This window comes from Pelomonas sp. V22, assembly GCF_030014915.1.
Classification (GTDB): domain Bacteria; phylum Pseudomonadota; class Gammaproteobacteria; order Burkholderiales; family Burkholderiaceae_C; genus JAUASW01.
Window position 1 is genome coordinate 225,321 of sequence record NZ_JAGIXS010000003.1, and the last position, 18,392, is coordinate 243,712.

The following is an 18,392-nucleotide window of genomic DNA, read 5'->3' on the forward strand; positions in this document are numbered from 1 at the left end:
AGGCCTTAAACCCCTTAGATCGGGGCGGCTGCGTTTCGGCACCCGATTGCGCCGCGTCGCTTGGCCGCCTCCGGGACTTCAGGGAAGAGTGGGCGGCGTATTTGTCTGCCTGCCAGGCTCGCAAGCAACGCATTGCAGCCGCACGTCGCGCATTTCAGGCAGAGGTTGCCGCTGCGCGCGAACGGCTCTGCCGAGTGCTAAGCGAGCCAGCCCCTGCAACACCAACGAGGAAGTAGTCGTGATCCCGAAAACAAAGCTGGAACTCTGGGCCAACATCCCAGAGGAAATGCAGAAGCGCCGCCAATGGCTACTTGCCGCAGCGGATGCCAAGGGGGCGCTGAAGGTTCCTACTTCGCTGGACAGCGCAGGCAACCTGCGTCCCGGTAGCAGCACTGGCACTGGCACTTGGTTGGACTTTGCCACCGTTTGCGCGGCGGCCGCCCGCTACGGGCTTGGCATCGGTTATGTCATTGCGCCTGACGACCCGTTCTGCTGCATTGACCTTGACGTAAAAAACGCCGTCAACGAGCCCGACCCTGCTAAGCACAGCACGCAGCAGGAGATAGACGTGTGCCGGCGCATCGTCGAGCAGATGTGCAGCTACACCGAACACTCGCAGTCCGGTCAGGGGCTCCACATCTGGATCCGCGCCAAGATTGGCGAGGGCATCAAGCGCCGGCCCGTCGAGATCTACTCTCAGGCGCGGTTCATCGTCTGCACGGGTAGTGTCTTCGTCAACCGACCGATCGAAGATCGTCAGGTGATTGTGGATCTACTGGTGTCCGAGGTGCGCGGTGCGCAGGCTGACCACAAGGCGAAGTTGGAGGAGGATGTGCCGGAGCAGTACAGCGACGAGGAGCTTGTGGAGCGGCTCGGCTGTCAGGCGAATGCGGAAAAGTTCTTCTCGCTATTCCGAGGCGAGTGGCAGGAGCTGGGCTATCCATCACAGTCGGAGGCAGATATGGCTCTGATGTCGTTCTACACGTTCTACAGCGAGAACAACGAGCAATGCCGGCGCCTGTTCCGCATGTCAGCACTGGGTAAGCGGGATAAGGCGACTAAGAATGACGTCTACCTCAACCGCACGCTGTCCATCATCCGTGGGCGTTTGCAGGGCGAGAAGGCAAGGGAGTTCCACGGCGCTTCCGTTGCGGAAGGCCTGCTAAGCAGTCAGGCGACCGCGACCAGCGTGTCTAGCTTGACCGGAATAGCGTTGCAAAAGCCAGGGGAAAACGCACTGCTTACCCGAAGGCTAAGCGCTGTGAAGATGCGTGCAGTTGACTGGTTATGGAAGGGCTGGATTCCAAAAGGATACTTGACAGTCTGGGCAGGTGAGTCTGGCGCTGGCAAGTCAACTCTATTGGCAGATATCGCGGCCAGAGTCACGACGGGTGCCCCGTGGCCGGGCGAGCCCAGTCATGCTTTCAGAGATCCCGGCAGGGTTCTGTGGCTAGCAAGCGAGGATGGTGCAGAGGAGATGACCGTTCCTCGCCTGCGAGCCTGTGGGGCGGACTGTGATCGGGTTGTGGAAATTCAAGGTGTGTCCGAAATGGGCCGGCGGCACGGGTTCTCGCTGCAAGATCACATTGCGCTCGTGGAAGCAGAGCTTGCGCTTGCCTTCGCTGCGGGAGCGCCGTTCTCGATGTTGGTGATTGATCCTGTGACCAGCTACCTACCCGGCCGGGCAATGCGAAAGGTCGACCTGAACGATGCTGGGCAGCTCCGGGCAATCCTTGAGCCGTGGATGGACCTTGCGAGGAAGCATGGCCTCGCCGTGGTTTGCGTAACGCACTTCATGAAAGACACGACCAGGGCGATGCTGCACCGGGTTCTGGGATCTGCAGCAATTGTCCAAATGTGTCGGAGCTTGTGTTCCGTTGTTGATCGCAAGGACGATGGGCCGTTTGCCAAGCTTCTCGTCCAAGTCAAAGTCAATCTTCCGGACCACCCGGGGGGCGCCTGGGCGTTCTCTACAGTTAAGGTGACGGTGGGAACGGATGAGCGATCAGGCAAGGCCATTGAGGCAACCCGTCCGGAGTGGGAGTCCCTCGACACAGAGGTCACGCCTGAGTCTCTCTCTGACGCTGGAAAGAAGCCCGGGCCGCCAAGCCAATACGGTCCAGCTTTTACGTTCTGGCTGCAAGCCCTGTTTGCTGGCATCCCACCGGACCAGGCCCTTCGGGTCGAGGATGTCAAAGCCAAGGCTCTCGCAGAGCGTGTTGCATCGAAGAGTTGGTGGAAGGACCACAGCGGCGAGCACTTGGAGATCCGCAATATCGGCGGAACGTGGATGTGCAGACCGCGCCAGTTAGCCGCGCCAAGGTAAGTGGGGTAACTCCCCCTTGTGGGGTGCTTGGTGCACGCCAGGCACCCCACTCGCCCCAGTTGCCCCACTAACCCATAGCAAGCTAACTAAATGCTGTAGTGCCATTTTATTTTGGCCATATGCAGCATCTTTCGAAGGAATCTCATGTCCACCCTGTCTACAACTGCTCAAGTCGAACAGCTTCAGCGCGAGGCCACGAGCCTGCATCGCAGTGCTGGCATTCCGCTCGCGGATGCGTTTGACCGCATTGCTGCCCAACAAGGTCACGTCAATTGGGCGTCGCTTATGAGACACGTCTCAGAGTTCATCGACTCCCGGGGCGCGTTTGCGCGACCTGCAGTGCCGTTCACAAGAACCCCAGAGCAAATGCGCATTGCAATGCGAGAGGTCGCGGGACGCGGCGCCCAAGCAGACGGCGCTGCCAAAAAGAACGTCTTCGACATCTCTGGCGAATTCGCCTCTCCACGCGATGCTGTTGACTTCTCCATCGCCTTCATGATGTGCCTGCTTTCCGCCCCGCGCTTCAAGGTCTATCGGTCGGCGCAGGTGTACTGGGAAATGCGTTGGTGGTTGCCCTACTGCGTTTCTGAGGTGCGAGACCATGATGAAACCGACGTGCGGATTCTGCTGAACCGGCACTACAAACCTGTAGGGATGGTCCCCTCCGACTGGGTGAAATATGAAGACTTCCCGAACCTTCAAGCCAGCCTGACAAGGCGGCAGCGGCTACGCTTAACGCGCCCTTGGGCCCAGGAAGGCTATCTGTTCGATGACGGATGCCCACCCTGGGACTCCCGCAGGGCAGCCGTGGATTATCTGGACCGGCTGCATGTGCTACGAGCCTTGCTGGCACCGTGACAGTGCCGTTCTGCCGACCCAAGGCCGGTAATGCCACCAGGGTGGCAACCGTGAGCTGGCCGATCAGGATGGCTGGTGCCCTTGTCAGTTGACTTTATGCAGACGGCATGTGCCCACAGATGTAGCTATCGGAGGGCGCTGCGCATGCGACAGGCCTCCTGTATGGCTACTTGGCTTTGTTGCCTTGGCACTATGCTGGCGTCTGACCGATCGGTCGCGATTCAGTTGGCTCTTCAGGGGTAGCTAAGGATGACCGTTGAGGTTAGAGGATCGACCACCTCAAGCTTTTCAATTGCGACGGTGAGATAGCGCCCGCGAAAGGTGTGCTTCACAGGCTCGTCCAAGGTCGCCCCGCTGAAGTCGTTTCGCTGGATCAAGGTGCTGCTGAGCGGGCCGAACTTGCCGACCTTCACGGCCAGGCGCCACTTCAGCCGAGCGATGGCGTCGGCGCCAAATGGCACCATGCCACCGACGTTGAACGGGAAGCGCTCCTGGAAGCTATGGCCGTCGATGTCGAAGTGCTCGGCTTGCTTGGGATCGGCGACGATCACGCCGTACTCATCGGTCTCCGCGGTGATTCCGCGAGTGGAGGCGCCGTAGGCATTCTGGCCAACCCATCGTTCGGTGATCTTGCTCACGGTCACAACGGGAGCCGTTCGCGCCCAGCGCGCGCCGAGATCGAACTCTGCTCGCCGGTCCAGCATCATAGTTTCTGGGCGTTGCCCGAACGAGGCCCTGAAATTCGATGCGTACTTGCTTTCCAGGCAGGGTCGCACGCTGCCGGCGCCGAGGCTCGGGGAGTAGGAGAGGCAGTTGTTCATGAGCGGCTGCCACAACGTCGTGCCATCCAAGGGGGCGAGTTGGGTATCGCCCATTGGCCGGGGTGTGAATTCGAACTCCAGTCGGCGCTCCGGGCCGAGAACAGCATTCAGGTAGTCGACCTGACGCCGGGCCACCTGGTCGATTGGGATGCCAGGATCCTGCGCGATACGCTCCAGCTGCGTGGCGACCTTGATAAGCGTCTGGACCGCGCTCGGCAGCTGCGGCGCAGTCTTTGCCGACTTGGCGGCCTTGGGCCGCTCCGACTTTGCGGGTTGGTCAGCGCATTGGCCAGCTGAGTGGTATCCAATGGCTGCGGTGAGCACGACGGCCACGACAAGAGTAAGTTGCTTCACAAGTCCCCTCTGAGTTAGTGGGGAGTGTGCCCGAGCAGATGAGCTTCCTTCAGGGCGATGGCGCTGCCCGCGTCACGGCTGAATGGGACTAGGGTATGCGCTGGCGAACAGGCCAGCGCGCTGGGCAATCGCCCTGCCCCAAGACGCAGAAGGCGAGCTTGCGCGGCCATCTTGTGGAGGAAGCCCCACCCGGGGATCGTGACTGGTACCGAAGCTACTCATCCAGCGTCGCAGACCGGTTTGCCTCGTCTTGCCAGAGGCGTGGCTTGAAGCGGTAAGCCAAGCTGTCCAACAGCATCAGTTAACTGTCCCAGGAGTGCTCCGCAGGTATCCGCTTGGTTCCGGTCAGCGTGAGTTCGCCGCCCACGGGCCGACGGCCGGAACCGCCGCAGGGCTCCCGTTCGAGGCGATGGTGCGTACTGCAGGCTTACAACGTTTAGGGCATTGGGCGCAGGCCCAGCTATTGCAAGGGCTATATGAGAAGGACCGCCAAATTCCGAGTTTGGCGGTCGCTGCTCGGCTAAGTTTCGATGCGCCAAATGTCGCGAAGCCTTGGCTGGTTTCGGTAGCCCTGTGCGAATGGCCCATGACTTGAGTCGGTGGCGGCGGCACGCCAGCCATCATTGCGAAGTCCGCGACATCGCTTCGTCGTGTGTGCCGCCTTGCCAACCCATATTCGAGACCTTGACGAAATCGGTGAACAAGCAATGGTCACAAAGTAGTCTGAAAGCTAGCGTGAAGCCTTCCGGTGCCACAACGTCCACGTGGTCAGCGTATGGATGACTTTCTTCCCGAGCACGCACTGTGTATTCGAGCGGCCGCAGCAGGCGCTTGTTCGGGCACTTCGGACAAAAGAAGTAGAAGTAATCAGTCCCATCGGTAGCTCCCGTGAGCTTTCCATCGGTGACCGCATCAGTGCCGTGGTACGGCTTCCCGTCGTTGAACGCCCTCATGGACGGAGATCGTACGCTCGATCGAGTACCTACGACGAAGCAACCTGCCTGAACGCGCTCGCGAACTCCAATAGTTCGGCATTGATCTCATCGTGATCAGGCGCGTAGTGCGCCTCTCTGTGGCAGTTCGGGCAGAGAGCGACGCAGTTCCAGACTCTGTCGCTCTTTTCTGCACCGAGGATGTGATGAACGTCTAGGAATCCAGTCCAGTCGCGGCGCGCGTCGCAGCCTGACCGTTCGCACGCCCCCTCGGCCCGCTTCAACACCTCGGCGCGGACGCGGCGATCACGCTTCACCATCGACCGCACGACAGGAATCCTTGGTGCCCCGTCAGAGCCTATTTGCTCACGATCGACTATGCAGTCATCGAACGTGTCATCGACAGCCTCGGGGAGCGCCACGCGGTCTGGCAGCCCAACAAGATCGACAACACCGGCGTGGTTCCAGAGTACGTCGGCAACTTCGTGCGCTGCAGGAGTGCGATCATCCTGAAGCCAAATCGTTGGGCTGTTGCCATTCGCCGCGTGGTTCTTCGTTTGTCGGCCCAGTACCCCACTCTTGATTAGCCGATCACTGACGCGGCGCTGCAAGCGCCAGATTGGTAGCACGGCGCCCAGCGGAACTTGAGCTGCGTACACAAACTGTGCTCCTTCTCGTTGAACGAAAAGCGAGTGTGTCGCGCCGTGGCTTTCGCTCCGTGCGAGCTTGTCTCGAATGGAGCCCTCCCAGTCACCGTCTTTGATCGCTGCCATCAGTTGGGCCGCCGAGTACAGCCGGCCGCGCGCCATACCTCTATCGCGCCGCCAGCAACTCTGCACGTGCATCTTGACAGGCAGCCCTGTCTGGTCGATCGCTGAGACGAACTGCGACTCGTTATTCCCGTAGCGAAGACGCACATCCTCGACGCTCGTGTATCCCTTTTGCTCCAAAAACGGTTGAACCATGCCGCGCGTGATTCGCTCGGCAATGTAGCTGTCCTCCCCTCGAAATGGGCGGGCTCCAGGCGCAGCCATCTTCTCTCAGCCTGCCTTACAGGCCTACAGCCGCCTTGAAGGCGATGCTGGCATCGCGGACATCGACGACCGCATTGCGGGCTTGTCGGCCGCTGTCAAGGTCATCGGTGTAGCGCTGAGATGTGGGAATAACAGGGTGCACAAGGTTGCGACTCTTTCGAAGCCAGTCGAGCCGACGCTTGAGATTGACATCAATAGCACCGACCCGCCTAGCCTGAGAAATTAGCCAATTCAGGTCGTATTGGTAACGAAGTGAAGTGGTGTTTGCGGCGCGGAGCGTGAAAAGTCCGTCGTCCGTCCAAGGCATCGGTTGACCAACCTTGTCAACGGCCGGCCGCAGTCCGATGGGCTTGTTCTGCATTCCGATGCATTGAATTAAATCGAGCAATATTGCCTCAGCAATCGCTCCGTATTCAATGATTTGAGCCCGGACAAGGCCCTTTCGTCCCGCTGCATCAAGGAGGCTGACTTTGCCGAGAAGGTATGTAATTCGCGCTGACCTTGCCGAGAATGCTGCAGATTCGCGCAAATTTGCTGAGTAGATGGAATTGACGAGAGTTGATCCATCGTCAAGCGCGAGCGCCCAATTAAGGTAGTTCTGGATGGAGTCTACAACGACTTGGCCGAAATTCTCATGCGTTGCCTTCGAAAGATCAATATTGGTCGAGAGGCGCTTGGCATTTCTACCCAGTGCGCGTTGAATTTTTTTATCCATGATTTTGTCTGGCAGGGTAATACCTAAATATTTCCTAAGACATGCTCGAATTTCGGAAAAGCCACCTCGACCAGAGGGCTTGTAACTCGCACGGTTCCGTTGCTGATATAAGTCACGAGACCTCGCTTGAAGTCATGAGTTACTTCGTAAGTCATGGAGTCAATGCGATAAAATTTTCCTTGCAACATCGGTGCAAGGTCATCCTCGAGCCCTTCTTTCGAGGTGACCTCTAGTCGGCCAACGGCATTCTCTGTGATTCTTAAATCTCTAACCTTTGCTGAAACCAATCGTGCAGAGTCGAACTCTTTGATGTGTCGTGATATTAGTGGCTTTGATATTTCAAGCGGTTCAAGAAAATAGTTCTGATCAGGAATCAGGGCGGAAAGTACGTCAGTTTGTATCCTGGAGCCACGTGGCGGGTCAAGGAGTGCCATAAAAGCATGACTCCCGGCCGTGAATATGCGTAGAGAATGACGCTCCATCGTCGGAATAGAGGTCGTGCGCTCTGTGCCATCGCCAAGAATTTCGATGGCGCTTAGATGACGAATGGTGGTGTAACGGAGCACAAAGCCCGATGAGTCCACCTGAACTACTTGTAGTTGGCTGCTTCCCAGCGAATAAGCTCGTTGAGATAGAGACTTCAGAACGACTGGATCGAGCTTCAGCCGAACATAGCGAACCTTGAGCATTAGGCCTCCAGTGCCGTTAAGGCCTTCTTGGCAGCGGCTTCAATCAGTCGAAAGATGGCATCCTGCTCGTCAGATTTTGGTGTTCGCTTCTTGTTGGTAGGCTTTCCCTCTTCGCAAACGACGACACATCGCACTTGATATGAAAAATCAGTGCAGTCTCGTGGCTCACTAAACTGTGCTTCCAATTCGTAGTGGTCAGCATCCATGCTTGATGTTGGTTTTGCATGCCAAACCACCTTCACTATGTAGTAGCCTTTGTCGTAAAGATCGCTAATGACAAATGACTTCGTGACGCCCTTGCCCTTAAGTGAAATGCGCTCGACGAAAGATTGCTCTTCCAAATCCTTCTCTTCGTCATCTTCCGAAATGGCGCCCGCCTGTGGCTTGTAGCAATATGCCTCCGTGACGGTAATCAGCTGATGATCTTCAATTCCATTTATTAGTGAATTGAAGAATTTTATTCGCCGCTCAGGGTCGGTGTGGCCGGTCAATGTAATGCGATGGCTGCCAATCTTTTCCTCGCGCTCGCTGTTAATTGCAGCGAACGTCTGATCAACAGCAATGTCCACGAATTTGTTTTGGGTGTTCCGGATGATGTACCCACCCGAGCCGTCGGGTAGGAATTCAATCACGGCATCGCGTGGCTGCACCTGCCTGAATTCGACCTCTGTGTAATCAATGTGGTCATAAGCAATGGTGGCAATGATGTTGTTGCCTTTTACGTCGATGTCAACACTGCTGCCCTGTTCTTCAAGCTTCTCCTTCACCGCTTTTAGGCCGTTAATAATCTCGTCTTTGCTTATGCCGTTGGTGATTTCTGTGTAGGTTACTCGCTCGCGTTTGGAAATTTTTCCGAGTTTGTCACCAATGCGTTTGTGGTCAAAATAGTCTGCCGTAAGGCGAGAGAAGTATTGCGTTAATTCGTCTTTGCTGGTTTTTGACGAGACAATGATGTTTCGCTCAAACAATAGTTCTCGAACTTGATCGACGGTGACCTTCGAATGGTTCATTGCGTCGAAGATTACTTTGTCTGTGGCGAAATACAGCGAAGGTCCAAACCTCTTTTTCATCGCTCACTCCATCCCAGCTCGTTGGCCTTGTAATTGGGGGCTATTTGTTGAATGGAATCGATGGTGATGGATGTCACTTCCTGCTCTCGACCGCCTTCGAAGCCCCACATCTGACAGTACCGTTTTTTCGCTTTGTCAAAATTGTTCTTGATGTCTTCTGAGCCATTTCTGCAGTAGACTCGAACCCGCAAATCTTCTTGGGAATTTACCAGCTGATATCTCGAGAGGCTGTCTAAGAGATATACAAACTCTTCAACGGTGCTTCCTGGTCGAGAATAATAGACAATGCTGCCGCGGCGCTGAGTGGTGGTTCCATTCTCGTCAGTGACTTGCGAGTGCTTTAGGACGAAGTATGGCGATAGAAGCATTTCAATGGTCGCGCCAACTCGTTCATCCTCCGCCGTATGCCGCTTCCAGAGTGTTAGGTCTGGATAGAAGAAACGGTATGACGCACCGATCTTTTTGTCTGCAATGCTCAGTTTTATGTCTGTTGCAATTGAGTAAAGGTCGGCAATATTGTCTGGTCCTAGTATGTGCAGTATTTGACCTCTGGCAACTGGGATGTTCTTGAGGGCAATGCCATTGAGCAGCTCTCGAAAACGGGCTGGCGTCTTGTTGTCGTGATTGGCGACAAATAAGAGGCCGCGGACCTCATAGGGCCCTTCTTCAGTAGCTTGAAATTTTGTGCGCCAAGAGTTTGTGATTGCCGCACATTCAATCGTCATTGCTAACGACTTGAGCGCTTCTCGAATTTTTGTTTGCTGGATGGACTTCTTGGCATACGCTTTTAGATCGGTATGCAGGAATATGCGTCGATTTGCATATGGGTCAAAGTAGTGATATACCACATCGCCTGGGTGTGATATTTTCTTTGCCCCTTTGTCGCTAACGTGGTCTTCGCACACGCAGTCGAAGTTGGTGTCTTCTTGGGCGTGAAGTTCCCAGTGGAATACTTTGAAAATGTCGTTTTGGATTTTCCCAGCAATTGCTGCGATATTTTTTGTTTCTGACATAACTCCCCGATGAGCTCTAGTTGCCCAGTTGTCCTGCAATTGTGGCTGGAACTTCGCTCTGGTGTCCTAGCAACAACCCCGCCCGATTCGGGGCTGACGGGCCTATTGCCGGCTCTACGCCGTCATGCTTTCCATTGACCGGCGAGGCGTCGGTCTATCGCTTGCGCCGCCTTCGTTCGCAGCCCTACCGTTTGCCCTCCATCAGCTGATAAGGGCAACATGGAAACTAGGACCTATACGAAACGGACGAACGCACGGCGCGCTGGTGTTCAAGCCGGGATCCCTGCAGAGCACGTGGTCATCACGGTTCACAAGGACGGCGACGATGTGCGCTTCGGCTTCTTGGACGGTAAGGCTGGCTGTGAGTGTGTTCAAGGCGCCGCGCCGCCCACTGTGCCGATGCCAGCGACTCCAAGCGCCGAAATGGAACGCCAATCGACTGCCCGAGCGCAGTTGGAGGTGCGCAATGGCGTCAGGCGACCCGCACCCGGAGGTGTCTGCCGAGCAGTATGGGATTGGCTGGACGCTAATCCGACGGTGACACCCAAGGAGGCAAGGGTTGCTGCGGCCGACCACGGATGGAACAAGAACAACGTGTCGGCCGAATACTACGCATGGCGAAAATTCCGCCAGGTCAACGTGCAGGCGAGGGGCTCCATTCAGCCACGCGAGCTTGACCATGCAATCGCTATATCGGTGGGCCGCACAGGTGCGGCATGATCCAACGGCACTATTTCAAATTAGGGGAGAAATCTTGCGAACGAATGGCAACAAACTGAACTTCGCTCAGGCCGGCGCAGTTGCGGCAGCTTCTGCACTCGCGTTGGCACTTGCTGCGGCTCCAGCATTGGCACAGAAGGCCCCGGCTACCGGCAGCTCACCGGGAGCCAAGGCCGCACCCGCGGAATCGGCGCCCATTTGGCGTGGGCCGTCTGCCGAGCAGCGGGCGCAGATCATCGAGATGAAGCGCGAGATTGAAAGATTCAACCAGCAACTCGCCGAAGCCAAGGCCGAAGACGAGAAGCTGGCGGGTGGATTGGTCAAGGCTCAGATCGCGCTACGCATGGAGGTCGTGCGGAATACGATCAGCCTGCTTGAGCACCGAATCAAGGCAATCGAGACCGGCGCGAAGTTCGTCCCGATAGAAGTTGCCGGGTCAACGCCTGATGCCTCGCTGGTGGAGTCCATGGAGCGCGATATTGCGGCGACCAAGGAGCGCATTGCGGACAACAAGGCCAAGTCCGAGCGCTACTCGGGCGGCCTTATCAAGGCCCAAATCGAATCGACGATTGCAACGCAGGCGCAGACACTCGCCATGCTGGAACAGCGCCAGTTGATGGCGAAGTACGGCCTTTCGCGCACGACGCTCCCGACCGAGCAAGACCTGGCACAAAGGAAGAACTCCAGCGCAGATGGTGGCAGTGCAGTGGTGGAGCGCAAGAAGGTTGCCCCCGTGACCGGCCCCGGCGACGGCATTGTCACTGTTGAACTGGTCTCCAAAGAGCGGGTGAAGCAGAAGTACGACGAGATGATCGTGCTCAACATGAACGCCACGGCCGTTGGGCTTGATCGACCGGCGCGCGCGATCAAGGGGACGCTCAAAGTCACCGACCTGTTCGGTGAGACGAAGATGTCAATCGGATGGTCGTTCGACAACCCGATTGCTCCTGGCGGTGTGATTCAGGAACGTGGGACTGGCGTCAAGTACAACCAGTTCAACGACGGATCGCGTTGGCTGGATAGCACCGAGCAGCAGAACATGCGTGTCGTTTTCACGGTTAAGAGCATCCTCTACGAAGACGGAACTCGTCGCGATTTCTAAGCGCCGTGCGGCGCAGCTAACAGCCCTGTGTGCGAGGACCTGACGGCAGAAGCCGGCAGGTTGATGGCGTCGGTCCACGGCGGGGCTAGCCCAAAATTGCGCCAGCAGCATGGTGCGCTGTCATGCCAACTGTGAGGCATGCCGCCACTGGTCTGTGGAAGGGCAATACATGACACGGCCAGGGCCTCAGGCAAAAACTTCGGCGACCTCAATTGTTGCTACACAGCGGCGTGCAGAAATGCTGCGGCTTCGCCTTGAAGGGCTGACGCTCGAAGAGATCGGCGAGCGGATGGCGGTTCAGCCGGAATCCGTGCATGGCGTCATCAGCCGTGCCCTTCGATCAATGGTCAAAGAGCCTGGGGAAGAACTGCTGGCGCTTGAACTGGCGCGGTGCGACGCGTTGTTGGCGGCGGCTATGGGTGTGGTCAACGCGTTCCATCCCGTCCTCCACGGTGGCATTGTGGTGCGCGCTGCGGTCGAGGACGAGTCAGGCCAGTTGGTTCGCGACCCGGGGGCCGGCGATGTGATGACGGTCCCTCTTGAAGACAAGGCGCCGAAGTTGGCCGCGATCAACACGGCGCTTCGTGTCATGGAGAGGCGGGCCAAACTCTTGGGGCTGGATCGGCCGACGAAAGTTTCGGCCACAGACCCTACGGGCGAGATCGCTCAGCCAGCGGTCGTCTTCTACATCCCCGAAAACGGTCGGGATTGACCATAAGGGCTGCGCGCAGCCCGGAACCGCTGTCTTTCACACCGCCAATAGTCCGTCGAAGAGGTCTGTGGTCCAAGTGCGGCGCTTGGCAATGAGGGCTGCGTACTCGTCGTGTTGCCAGGTGGCAAGGTCGCGGCAGATGTTGGCCACGGACAGAACGTCATGCAATCCAAGCTCGGTGAGTACGGCGCTTCGCCCGGCCTCGGTAATAGCGCCCCATATCAGGATCGCGCCGTCAGCCTTCACTTGCTTGCCGTTGACGGCAACACGTTGCTCTGACGTTCCAGTGGCTGCATCCAAGAATGCCTTGAAGGCCGGTTTGCTGTGGTGGTTGAGCTGCCACGCGCCTTCGAGGACGAAGTACCGGAAGTTCTGGTACTCGATCTCGCACTTCATTTCGGCGACGTAGATCTTCTGGGTCAACCGATCCTGAAGCGTGAAGTCGAGGGTGTACCCCTTGCTGCTACCCACGGGCGTAAGGGTAGGGCGCCCCAGGCTTCGATATGGCGACCGATCATCGGTGGCCCAAAGCCGAACGACTTCTTCGGCGAAGACGCCAAACAGCCGGGACAGGAACTTCGCTCGGGCGGCTTCGGCGCCTTCGCGCCTAAAGATCGACTCGAACGAATCAGCCATGCATCGGTCTGTGGTTGGTGGGCCGGACTGCTGACGGAGCTCTCGGCACAAGCCGTGAAGGCGCAGTTGTTCATCGCCCTCTCGAAAATCATCATATCCCGAAATGGGTTATTCCAAATCGGGATTCACAGTGGCTCAACAGAACTCCATGCGCGATCTCGTTGACCAGCCTGCACTCGCCCCGAAATCAAGCGCTGCGGGACCGACTCCGCAGTGCTCGCGAGAGCAGGGGAATCACGCAAGTTGATCTGGCACTGAAGCTCAGTAAGCCGCAATCGTTCGTGAGCAAGTACGAAACGGGTGAGCGGCGGCTCGACGTGTTGGAGTTCGCAGAAGTCTGCAATGCGTTGAGCCTGGATGCAGCAGACTTCCTGCGCGACTTCCTGGCGGACGTTGCCGGCGCGGGTGCCGGCCGCAAAGCAGTGCGGCGCTAAGCAGCACCAAAGGCGCTACGTGCCGCGATCACAGCCATGCCACTGCTGGGGTACGGGCGCAAGTTGCGTTCGGCCTGTAGCGCCAATTTCCGCCTGCCTCCCGTTCTGAGGTGGTTCAGTGTTCGTAGGCGCTCCGTGTTCGCAGTGCTTACGGAGTGCTTGCGCCGTCGCCCATCCCCAGGAAAGCAAAAGCCCCGGTGGACGGGGCTCGTGCTCGCTGTATGTCGTTACTGGGCGGGTCGATCGGTCGCGCGCAAGTGCTTGTTTTCATTGGCGGAAGCAGTGAGATTCGAACTCACGGACGGGTCACCCCGTCGCTGGTTTTCAAGACCAGTGCCTTAAACCGCTCGGCCATGCTTCCAATGAACTTACGACAAATTTCAAGACCAGTGCCTTAAACCGCTCGGCCACACTTCCAAGAGAGCGGGGATTCTAGCCGCCCGGCGCCTGGGCTTGATCGCAGGCGACCTGAATGATCTCCGGCATTGAGCCGTCTGCATTCAAACGGGCAGCCGTCAGCGCGCCACCCCAGACGCAACCGGTGTCCAGCGCCAGCAGATCGTGCCGCTGCATCAGGCCGAGCGTCGACCAATGGCCAAAGGCCACTGCCTGGCCAGCCGTGCGGCGCCCCGGCACCTCGAACCAGGGCAGGTAGCCGGCCGGCGCGCTGTCGGCGCCGTCCTTGGCCTCGAAATCCATGCGGCCTGCGGCGGTGCAGAAGCGCAGCCGCGTCAGCACGTTGACGACGAAGCGCAGGCGCGGGATGTCAGTCAGGCCTTCATCCCACTGATCGGGCTCATTGCCATACATCTGCTGCAGAAAGCCGGGCAGCTCCGGTCCGCGCAGCAAGGTCTCGACCTCACCGGCCAGCGCCAGCGTTTGCGCCGCGTCCCATTGGGGCACGACGCCGGCATGCACCATCAGCCAGCCATGGGCCAGCACGGCCATGCGCTGCTGGCGCAGCCAGGCGAGCAGGGCCTCGCGGTCGGGCGCGTCGAGGATCTCGTACAAGGTGTCCTTGCGATGCGGCTTGCGCACGCCCTGCGCGGCGGCGAGCAGGTGCAGGTCGTGGTTGCCGAGCAGGCAGGTGGCGGCGTCGCCGAGGCCCTGGAGCCGACGCAGCGTGGCCAGCGAGGCCGGGCCGCGGTTGACCAGGTCGCCGAGCAGGTAGAGCCGGTCGCGGGACGGGGAGAAGTCGATTTTCTGGAGCAGCCGCTCTAAAGCGTCGCAGCAGCCCTGCAAGTCGCCGATCAGGTAATTCATAAATGTTTGCACCCTTCGCGCTGCGCGCGGTCCCGCCAGGCGGGAGTGAACGCCTTCGGACGGCCGTGCGGCGCCCCGGGATTGTGCTGTCGGATTCGCCACAGCCATCTGCTACCCTTGCCGGCTCTCAAAAACACCAGCGCCTGATCCGGGACAACCCCAGGCGCCATCGATGGATACCGCGCTCGTTCTCTTTCTGATCCTGCTCAACGGCTTGTTTGCGATGTCGGAGATGGCCCTCACGGCCAGCCGCAAGGCGCGGCTGCAGGTGATGGTGGAGAGCGGTGAGTCCGGTGCGCAGGCCGCCATGGACCTGCACGAGAACCCGACCAAGTTCCTCTCCACGGTGCAGATCGGCATCACTTCCATCGGCGTGCTGAACGGCATCGTCGGCGATGCCGCGTTCTCCAAGCCGCTGTCGCAGTGGCTCACCAGCACCTTCGGCCTGCATGCCCAGGCCACCGAGTTGGTGGCGACGGCCCTGGTGGTGGTGATCATCACCGTGCTGACCATCATCTTCGGCGAGCTGGTGCCCAAGCGCCTGGGCCAGATCTATCCCGAGACCGTGGCCCGACTGGTGGCGCCGGCGATGAACGGCCTGTCGGTGGCCGCGCGCCCGCTGGTGAAGATGCTGAGCTTCTTTACCGAGGCCACCCTCGGCCTGATGGGCCTGCGCGGCAAGGCCCTGCGCAGCGTGACCGAAGAAGAAATCGCCGCCAGCCTGGAAGAGGGCCTGGACGCCGGCGTGATCGAGGAGCACGAGCACCAGATGGTGCGCAATGTGTTCCGCCTCGACGAGCGCCAGATCGGCTCGATGATGATTCCCCGCGCCGAGATCGCCTGGCTGGACGTGGATGCCAACACCGAGGAAGTGCTGGCCGTGCTGCGCGAGCATGGCTACAGCCGCTACCCGGTGTGCCGCGGCGGCCTGACCGATGTGCTGGGCGTGACCTCGGCCCAGGGGCTCTTGCAGCGCTCCCTGAGTGGCGAGCCGCTGGCGCTGGCCGAAGGCCTGGTGGCGCCAGTCTTCGTGCCGGAGACGCTCTCCGGCATGGAGCTCCTGGAACATTTCCGCGCGTCGGACGCGCCCCTGGTCTTTGTCGTCGACGAGTACGGCGAGGTGCAGGGCGTGATCTCGGTGCGCGACGTGCTTGAAGCGATTGCTGGCGAATTCAATGCGCCCAGCGATGGCGAGGCCTGGGCGGTGCAACGCGCGGACGGGAGCTGGCTGATTGACGGCCTGATCCCCGTGCCCGAGCTGAAGGACCGCCTGGCCCTGAAGGAACTGCCCGAAGAAGACCGTGGTCGCTACAACACCCTGGCCGGCATGATCATGCTGCTGCTGGGGCGTCTGCCGCGCACGGCCGATGTGGTGGAGTGGAACGCGTGGAGATTCGAGGTCGTGGACCTCGATGGCAAGCGTGTGGACAAAGTGCTGGTCAGCCGACTGGCGAACGATGATGGAGATAGAGAATGAGCAACCCCCCCATGTACGGCAACCTGGTGCCGCTGGACCGTGAAGTCCACAAGAAGCTGCGCCTGAAGGTCGATGCCAACACGGTCAAGCGTGTCGAGAGCATGAACTCCCTGTTCGTGGCCGCCGCCGAGTTCGGCGAGGCCTGCAAGGAATTCCCGATCGTGTTCGTGCGCGTTGGTGAAGTGCCGACCGACGGCAGCAAGCAGGCCGTGGCGCCGCTGGCCGTGCTGGGCCTGAAGCCGGGCAGCAACCGTTTCATCAAGGAAGGCCAGTGGACGGCCAACTACGCGCCGGCCTACCTGCGCCGCTATCCGTTCACCATGGTCCGCCTGGAACCGGGCAGCGACCAGATGGCCATGTGCTTCGACGCCGACTGGGAAGGCTTCTCCGAGACCGAGGGCACGGCCCTGTTCGGTGACGACGGCCAGCCGACCGAGTTCCTTGTCAACGCCAAGGACTTTGTCGAGAACTTCGAGCGCGAAACCGAGCGCACCCGCCTGGCCTGCGACGAGCTGGTCAATCTGGACCTGCTGCAGGACATGCGCTTCGAAGCCACGCTGCCGAACGGTGAGAAGCTGGACGTCGAAGGCTTCATGGCCATCGACGAAGAGAAGCTGGCCAAGCTGGAAGATGCCGACATCATCAAGCTGCATCGCACCAGCCTGATCTCGCTGATCGAGCTGCACCGCGTCTCGATGAGCAACATGCCCCGCCTCGCCGCCATGGAAGGCGTGGCCGCCCAAGCCTGAGCGCCGGCGCCATCGCAAGCCAAGGCCGCCTTCGGGCGGCCTTTGTTTTTTTGCTGCTAGCGGGTTTGCTTGAAGGGTCGGCGCAAGCCTCGCTCGCTAGCATGGCCCCATGCTCTTCGAAAGCTTTCTCTCTTCCCCGGCCATGGCCGCGCTGCTGGACGACCAGGCGCTGATACAGGCGATGTTCGATTTCGAGGCGGCGCTGGTGCGGGGCCAGGCCGAGCTGGGCCTGATGCCGGAATCCAGTGCCCAGTCCATCGCCAGCCTGTGCCGGGCGGAGCTCTACGACGTGCCGGCCCTGGTGGCCGCCAGCAGCCGGGCCGGCAGTCTCGCCATCCCGCTGCTCAAGCGCTTGCGCGAGAACGTGGCGCTCTTCGACCCGGTGGCCGCCGGCTATGTGCATCGCGGCGCCACCAGCCAGGACGTGATCGATACCGCCCTCGTGCTGCAGACGCGCCGGGCGCTGGCCTTGATCGAAACCGATCTGCGAGCGCTGTGCCAGGGCCTGCTGGACCTGGCCGACCAGCACCCCGGCCAGCCCATGCTGGCCCGCACCATGATGCAGCCGGCCCTGGTGATGTCCTGGCGCTGCAAGATCGTTCAGTGGCTGCAGCCGCTGTTGCGTTCGGCCCAGGAGCTGCGGCGCCAGGCCGATGCGGCGCTGCGCCTGCAACTCGGAGGCGCAGGTGGCACCTTGGCCACGCTGGGCGTGCATGCCGACGCCGTCTGCCACCAGGTGGCGGTGCAGCTGCGCCTGCCGCTGAGCCCCGGAGCCTGGCATGTGCAGCGCGACCGTTGGGTGCGCCTGGGCAGCGAGCTGGGCGTGCTGTGCGGCAGCCTCGGCAAGCTGGCGGCCGACCTGTCCCTGCTGTCGCAGGCCGAGCTCGGGGAGCTGGGGGAGGGCCAGGGCGGCCGCAGCGGTGGTTCGAGTGCCATGCCGCACAAGCGCAACCCGATTGGCGCTATGGTGGGCCTGGCTGCGGCGCGGCGCGCGCCACAGCGGGTGGCCGCACTGCTCAGCTGCATGGTGCAGGAGCAGGAGCGGGCGCTCGGCAGTTGGCAGGCCGAGCAGGCCGAATGGTCGGGGCTGCTGCTGACCTGCCATGGCAGCGTGCAGGCGATGGCCGAGGCCATCGCCGGGCTGCAGCTGAACCCGGCCCGCATGCTGGAGAACATCGACCGCCAGCAGGACCTGGTCTTCACCGAGGGCCTGCAGTACCTGCTGACGCAGGCCCTCGGGCAGCCGGTGGCCGAGCAGGCCATGGCCGAGTTGCTGGCCGGTGTGCGCGCCGGCCAGGGGCCGCTGCGCCTGCTGGCCCAGCAGTTCATGAACCGCCAGCCTGACCTGGCTTCGCGCATTGCGCCGGGCGTGATGGAGGCCTTGTTCGACGTGCATGCCACGGCCCGTGCGGCCGAGGCGCGTGTGCTGCCGCTGCTGGCCCAGGCCCGCGCGGATCTGAAAGCCCTGCAAGACAAGGAGTAGCCAG

17 protein-coding genes and 1 tRNA gene are annotated in these 18,392 nt (G+C 60.0%); 8 read left to right on the plus strand and 10 right to left on the minus strand.

Going from position 1 to position 18,392, the window contains the following annotated elements; translation table 11 throughout:
* Positions 1 to 238 precede the first annotated feature (238 nt).
* Both J7U46_RS13340 and J7U46_RS13345 read left to right on the plus strand, forming a co-directional pair.
* Positions 239 to 2,326: an AAA family ATPase gene (locus J7U46_RS13340; RefSeq protein WP_282826567.1), complete on the plus strand. Its 2,088-nt coding sequence runs from the start codon at positions 239 to 241 to the stop codon at positions 2,324 to 2,326.
* 144 nt (positions 2,327 to 2,470) lie between these two features.
* Positions 2,471 to 3,184 carry a hypothetical protein gene (locus tag J7U46_RS13345; protein ID WP_282826569.1) on the plus strand — a complete coding sequence of 238 codons (714 nt, stop codon included), beginning with the start codon at positions 2,471 to 2,473 and terminating at the stop codon, positions 3,182 to 3,184.
* A gap of 233 nt (positions 3,185 to 3,417) precedes the next feature.
* On the opposite strand, the gene J7U46_RS13350 is transcribed toward J7U46_RS13345, so the two are convergent.
* The 7 genes from J7U46_RS13350 to J7U46_RS13380 form a co-directional block, all read right to left on the minus strand.
* Entirely contained in the window at positions 3,418 to 4,338 is a 921-nt protein-coding gene (locus tag J7U46_RS13350; protein WP_282826570.1) for a hypothetical protein, read from the minus strand.
* A 641-nt stretch (positions 4,339 to 4,979) separates the two neighbouring features.
* Positions 4,980 to 5,312 (minus strand): hypothetical protein, encoded by a 333-nt coding sequence (locus J7U46_RS13355; RefSeq protein ID WP_282826572.1) that lies wholly within the window; start codon positions 5,310 to 5,312, stop codon positions 4,980 to 4,982.
* A 29-nt stretch (positions 5,313 to 5,341) separates the two neighbouring features.
* Positions 5,342 to 6,325, minus strand: a complete 984-nt coding sequence (locus tag J7U46_RS13360; RefSeq protein WP_282826573.1) for an HNH endonuclease signature motif containing protein — start codon at positions 6,323 to 6,325, stop codon at positions 5,342 to 5,344.
* 16 nt (positions 6,326 to 6,341) lie between these two features.
* A complete protein-coding gene (locus J7U46_RS13365) occupies positions 6,342 to 7,040 on the minus strand; it encodes a hypothetical protein (protein ID WP_282826574.1) in 699 nt (232 codons plus the stop codon).
* A gap of 23 nt (positions 7,041 to 7,063) precedes the next feature.
* Positions 7,064 to 7,729, minus strand: coding sequence for a hypothetical protein (locus J7U46_RS13370; protein WP_282826576.1), 666 nt, complete (start codon positions 7,727 to 7,729; stop codon positions 7,064 to 7,066).
* A complete protein-coding gene (locus tag J7U46_RS13375) occupies positions 7,729 to 8,799 on the minus strand; it encodes a hypothetical protein (protein WP_282826578.1) in 1,071 nt (356 codons plus the stop codon). The genes J7U46_RS13370 and J7U46_RS13375 overlap by 1 nt, the downstream gene beginning before the upstream one ends.
* On the minus strand, positions 8,796 to 9,812 hold the full coding sequence (locus tag J7U46_RS13380) for a hypothetical protein (RefSeq protein WP_282826580.1): 1,017 nt from the start codon (positions 9,810 to 9,812) through the stop codon (positions 8,796 to 8,798). The genes J7U46_RS13375 and J7U46_RS13380 overlap by 4 nt, the downstream gene beginning before the upstream one ends.
* Before the next feature lie 679 nt (positions 9,813 to 10,491).
* Here J7U46_RS13380 and J7U46_RS13385 point away from each other — a divergent pair.
* On the plus strand, positions 10,492 to 11,634 hold the full coding sequence (locus J7U46_RS13385; RefSeq protein WP_282826582.1) for a hypothetical protein: 1,143 nt from the start codon (positions 10,492 to 10,494) through the stop codon (positions 11,632 to 11,634).
* A 238-nt stretch (positions 11,635 to 11,872) separates the two neighbouring features.
* Complete coding sequence (locus tag J7U46_RS13390) at positions 11,873 to 12,346, plus strand: hypothetical protein (RefSeq protein WP_282826584.1); 474 nt, start codon at positions 11,873 to 11,875, stop codon at positions 12,344 to 12,346.
* A 36-nt stretch (positions 12,347 to 12,382) separates the two neighbouring features.
* Here J7U46_RS13390 and J7U46_RS13395 read toward each other — a convergent pair whose 3' ends face one another.
* A complete protein-coding gene (locus J7U46_RS13395; RefSeq protein WP_282826585.1) occupies positions 12,383 to 12,982 on the minus strand; it encodes a hypothetical protein in 600 nt (199 codons plus the stop codon).
* A gap of 17 nt (positions 12,983 to 12,999) precedes the next feature.
* On the opposite strand from J7U46_RS13395, the gene J7U46_RS13400 reads away from it, so the two are divergent.
* Entirely contained in the window at positions 13,000 to 13,416 is a 417-nt protein-coding gene (locus J7U46_RS13400) for a helix-turn-helix transcriptional regulator (protein ID WP_282826587.1), read from the plus strand.
* Positions 13,417 to 13,687: 271 nt separating this feature from the next.
* Here J7U46_RS13400 and J7U46_RS13405 read toward each other — a convergent pair.
* A tRNA-Ser gene (locus J7U46_RS13405) sits at positions 13,688 to 13,777 on the minus strand.
* Positions 13,778 to 13,848: 71 nt separating this feature from the next.
* The gene (locus J7U46_RS13410; protein WP_282826589.1) at positions 13,849 to 14,679 is read right to left on the minus strand and encodes a symmetrical bis(5'-nucleosyl)-tetraphosphatase; all 831 of its coding nucleotides are present in this window, start codon (positions 14,677 to 14,679) and stop codon (positions 13,849 to 13,851) included.
* 172 nt (positions 14,680 to 14,851) lie between these two features.
* Between J7U46_RS13410 and J7U46_RS13415 the strand changes: the two genes are divergently transcribed.
* The 3 genes from J7U46_RS13415 to J7U46_RS13425 all read left to right on the plus strand — a co-directional run bounded on the left by J7U46_RS13415 (position 14,852) and on the right by J7U46_RS13425 (position 18,388).
* Complete coding sequence (locus J7U46_RS13415; RefSeq protein ID WP_282826591.1) at positions 14,852 to 16,156, plus strand: hemolysin family protein; 1,305 nt, start codon at positions 14,852 to 14,854, stop codon at positions 16,154 to 16,156.
* A complete protein-coding gene (locus J7U46_RS13420) occupies positions 16,153 to 16,905 on the plus strand; it encodes a SapC family protein (protein WP_282826592.1) in 753 nt (250 codons plus the stop codon). The genes J7U46_RS13415 and J7U46_RS13420 overlap by 4 nt, the downstream gene beginning before the upstream one ends.
* 109 nt (positions 16,906 to 17,014) lie before the next feature.
* Positions 17,015 to 18,388: a lyase family protein gene (locus J7U46_RS13425; RefSeq protein WP_282826594.1), complete on the plus strand. Its 1,374-nt coding sequence runs from the start codon at positions 17,015 to 17,017 to the stop codon at positions 18,386 to 18,388.
* The last annotated feature ends 4 nt before the right edge of the window (positions 18,389 to 18,392 follow it).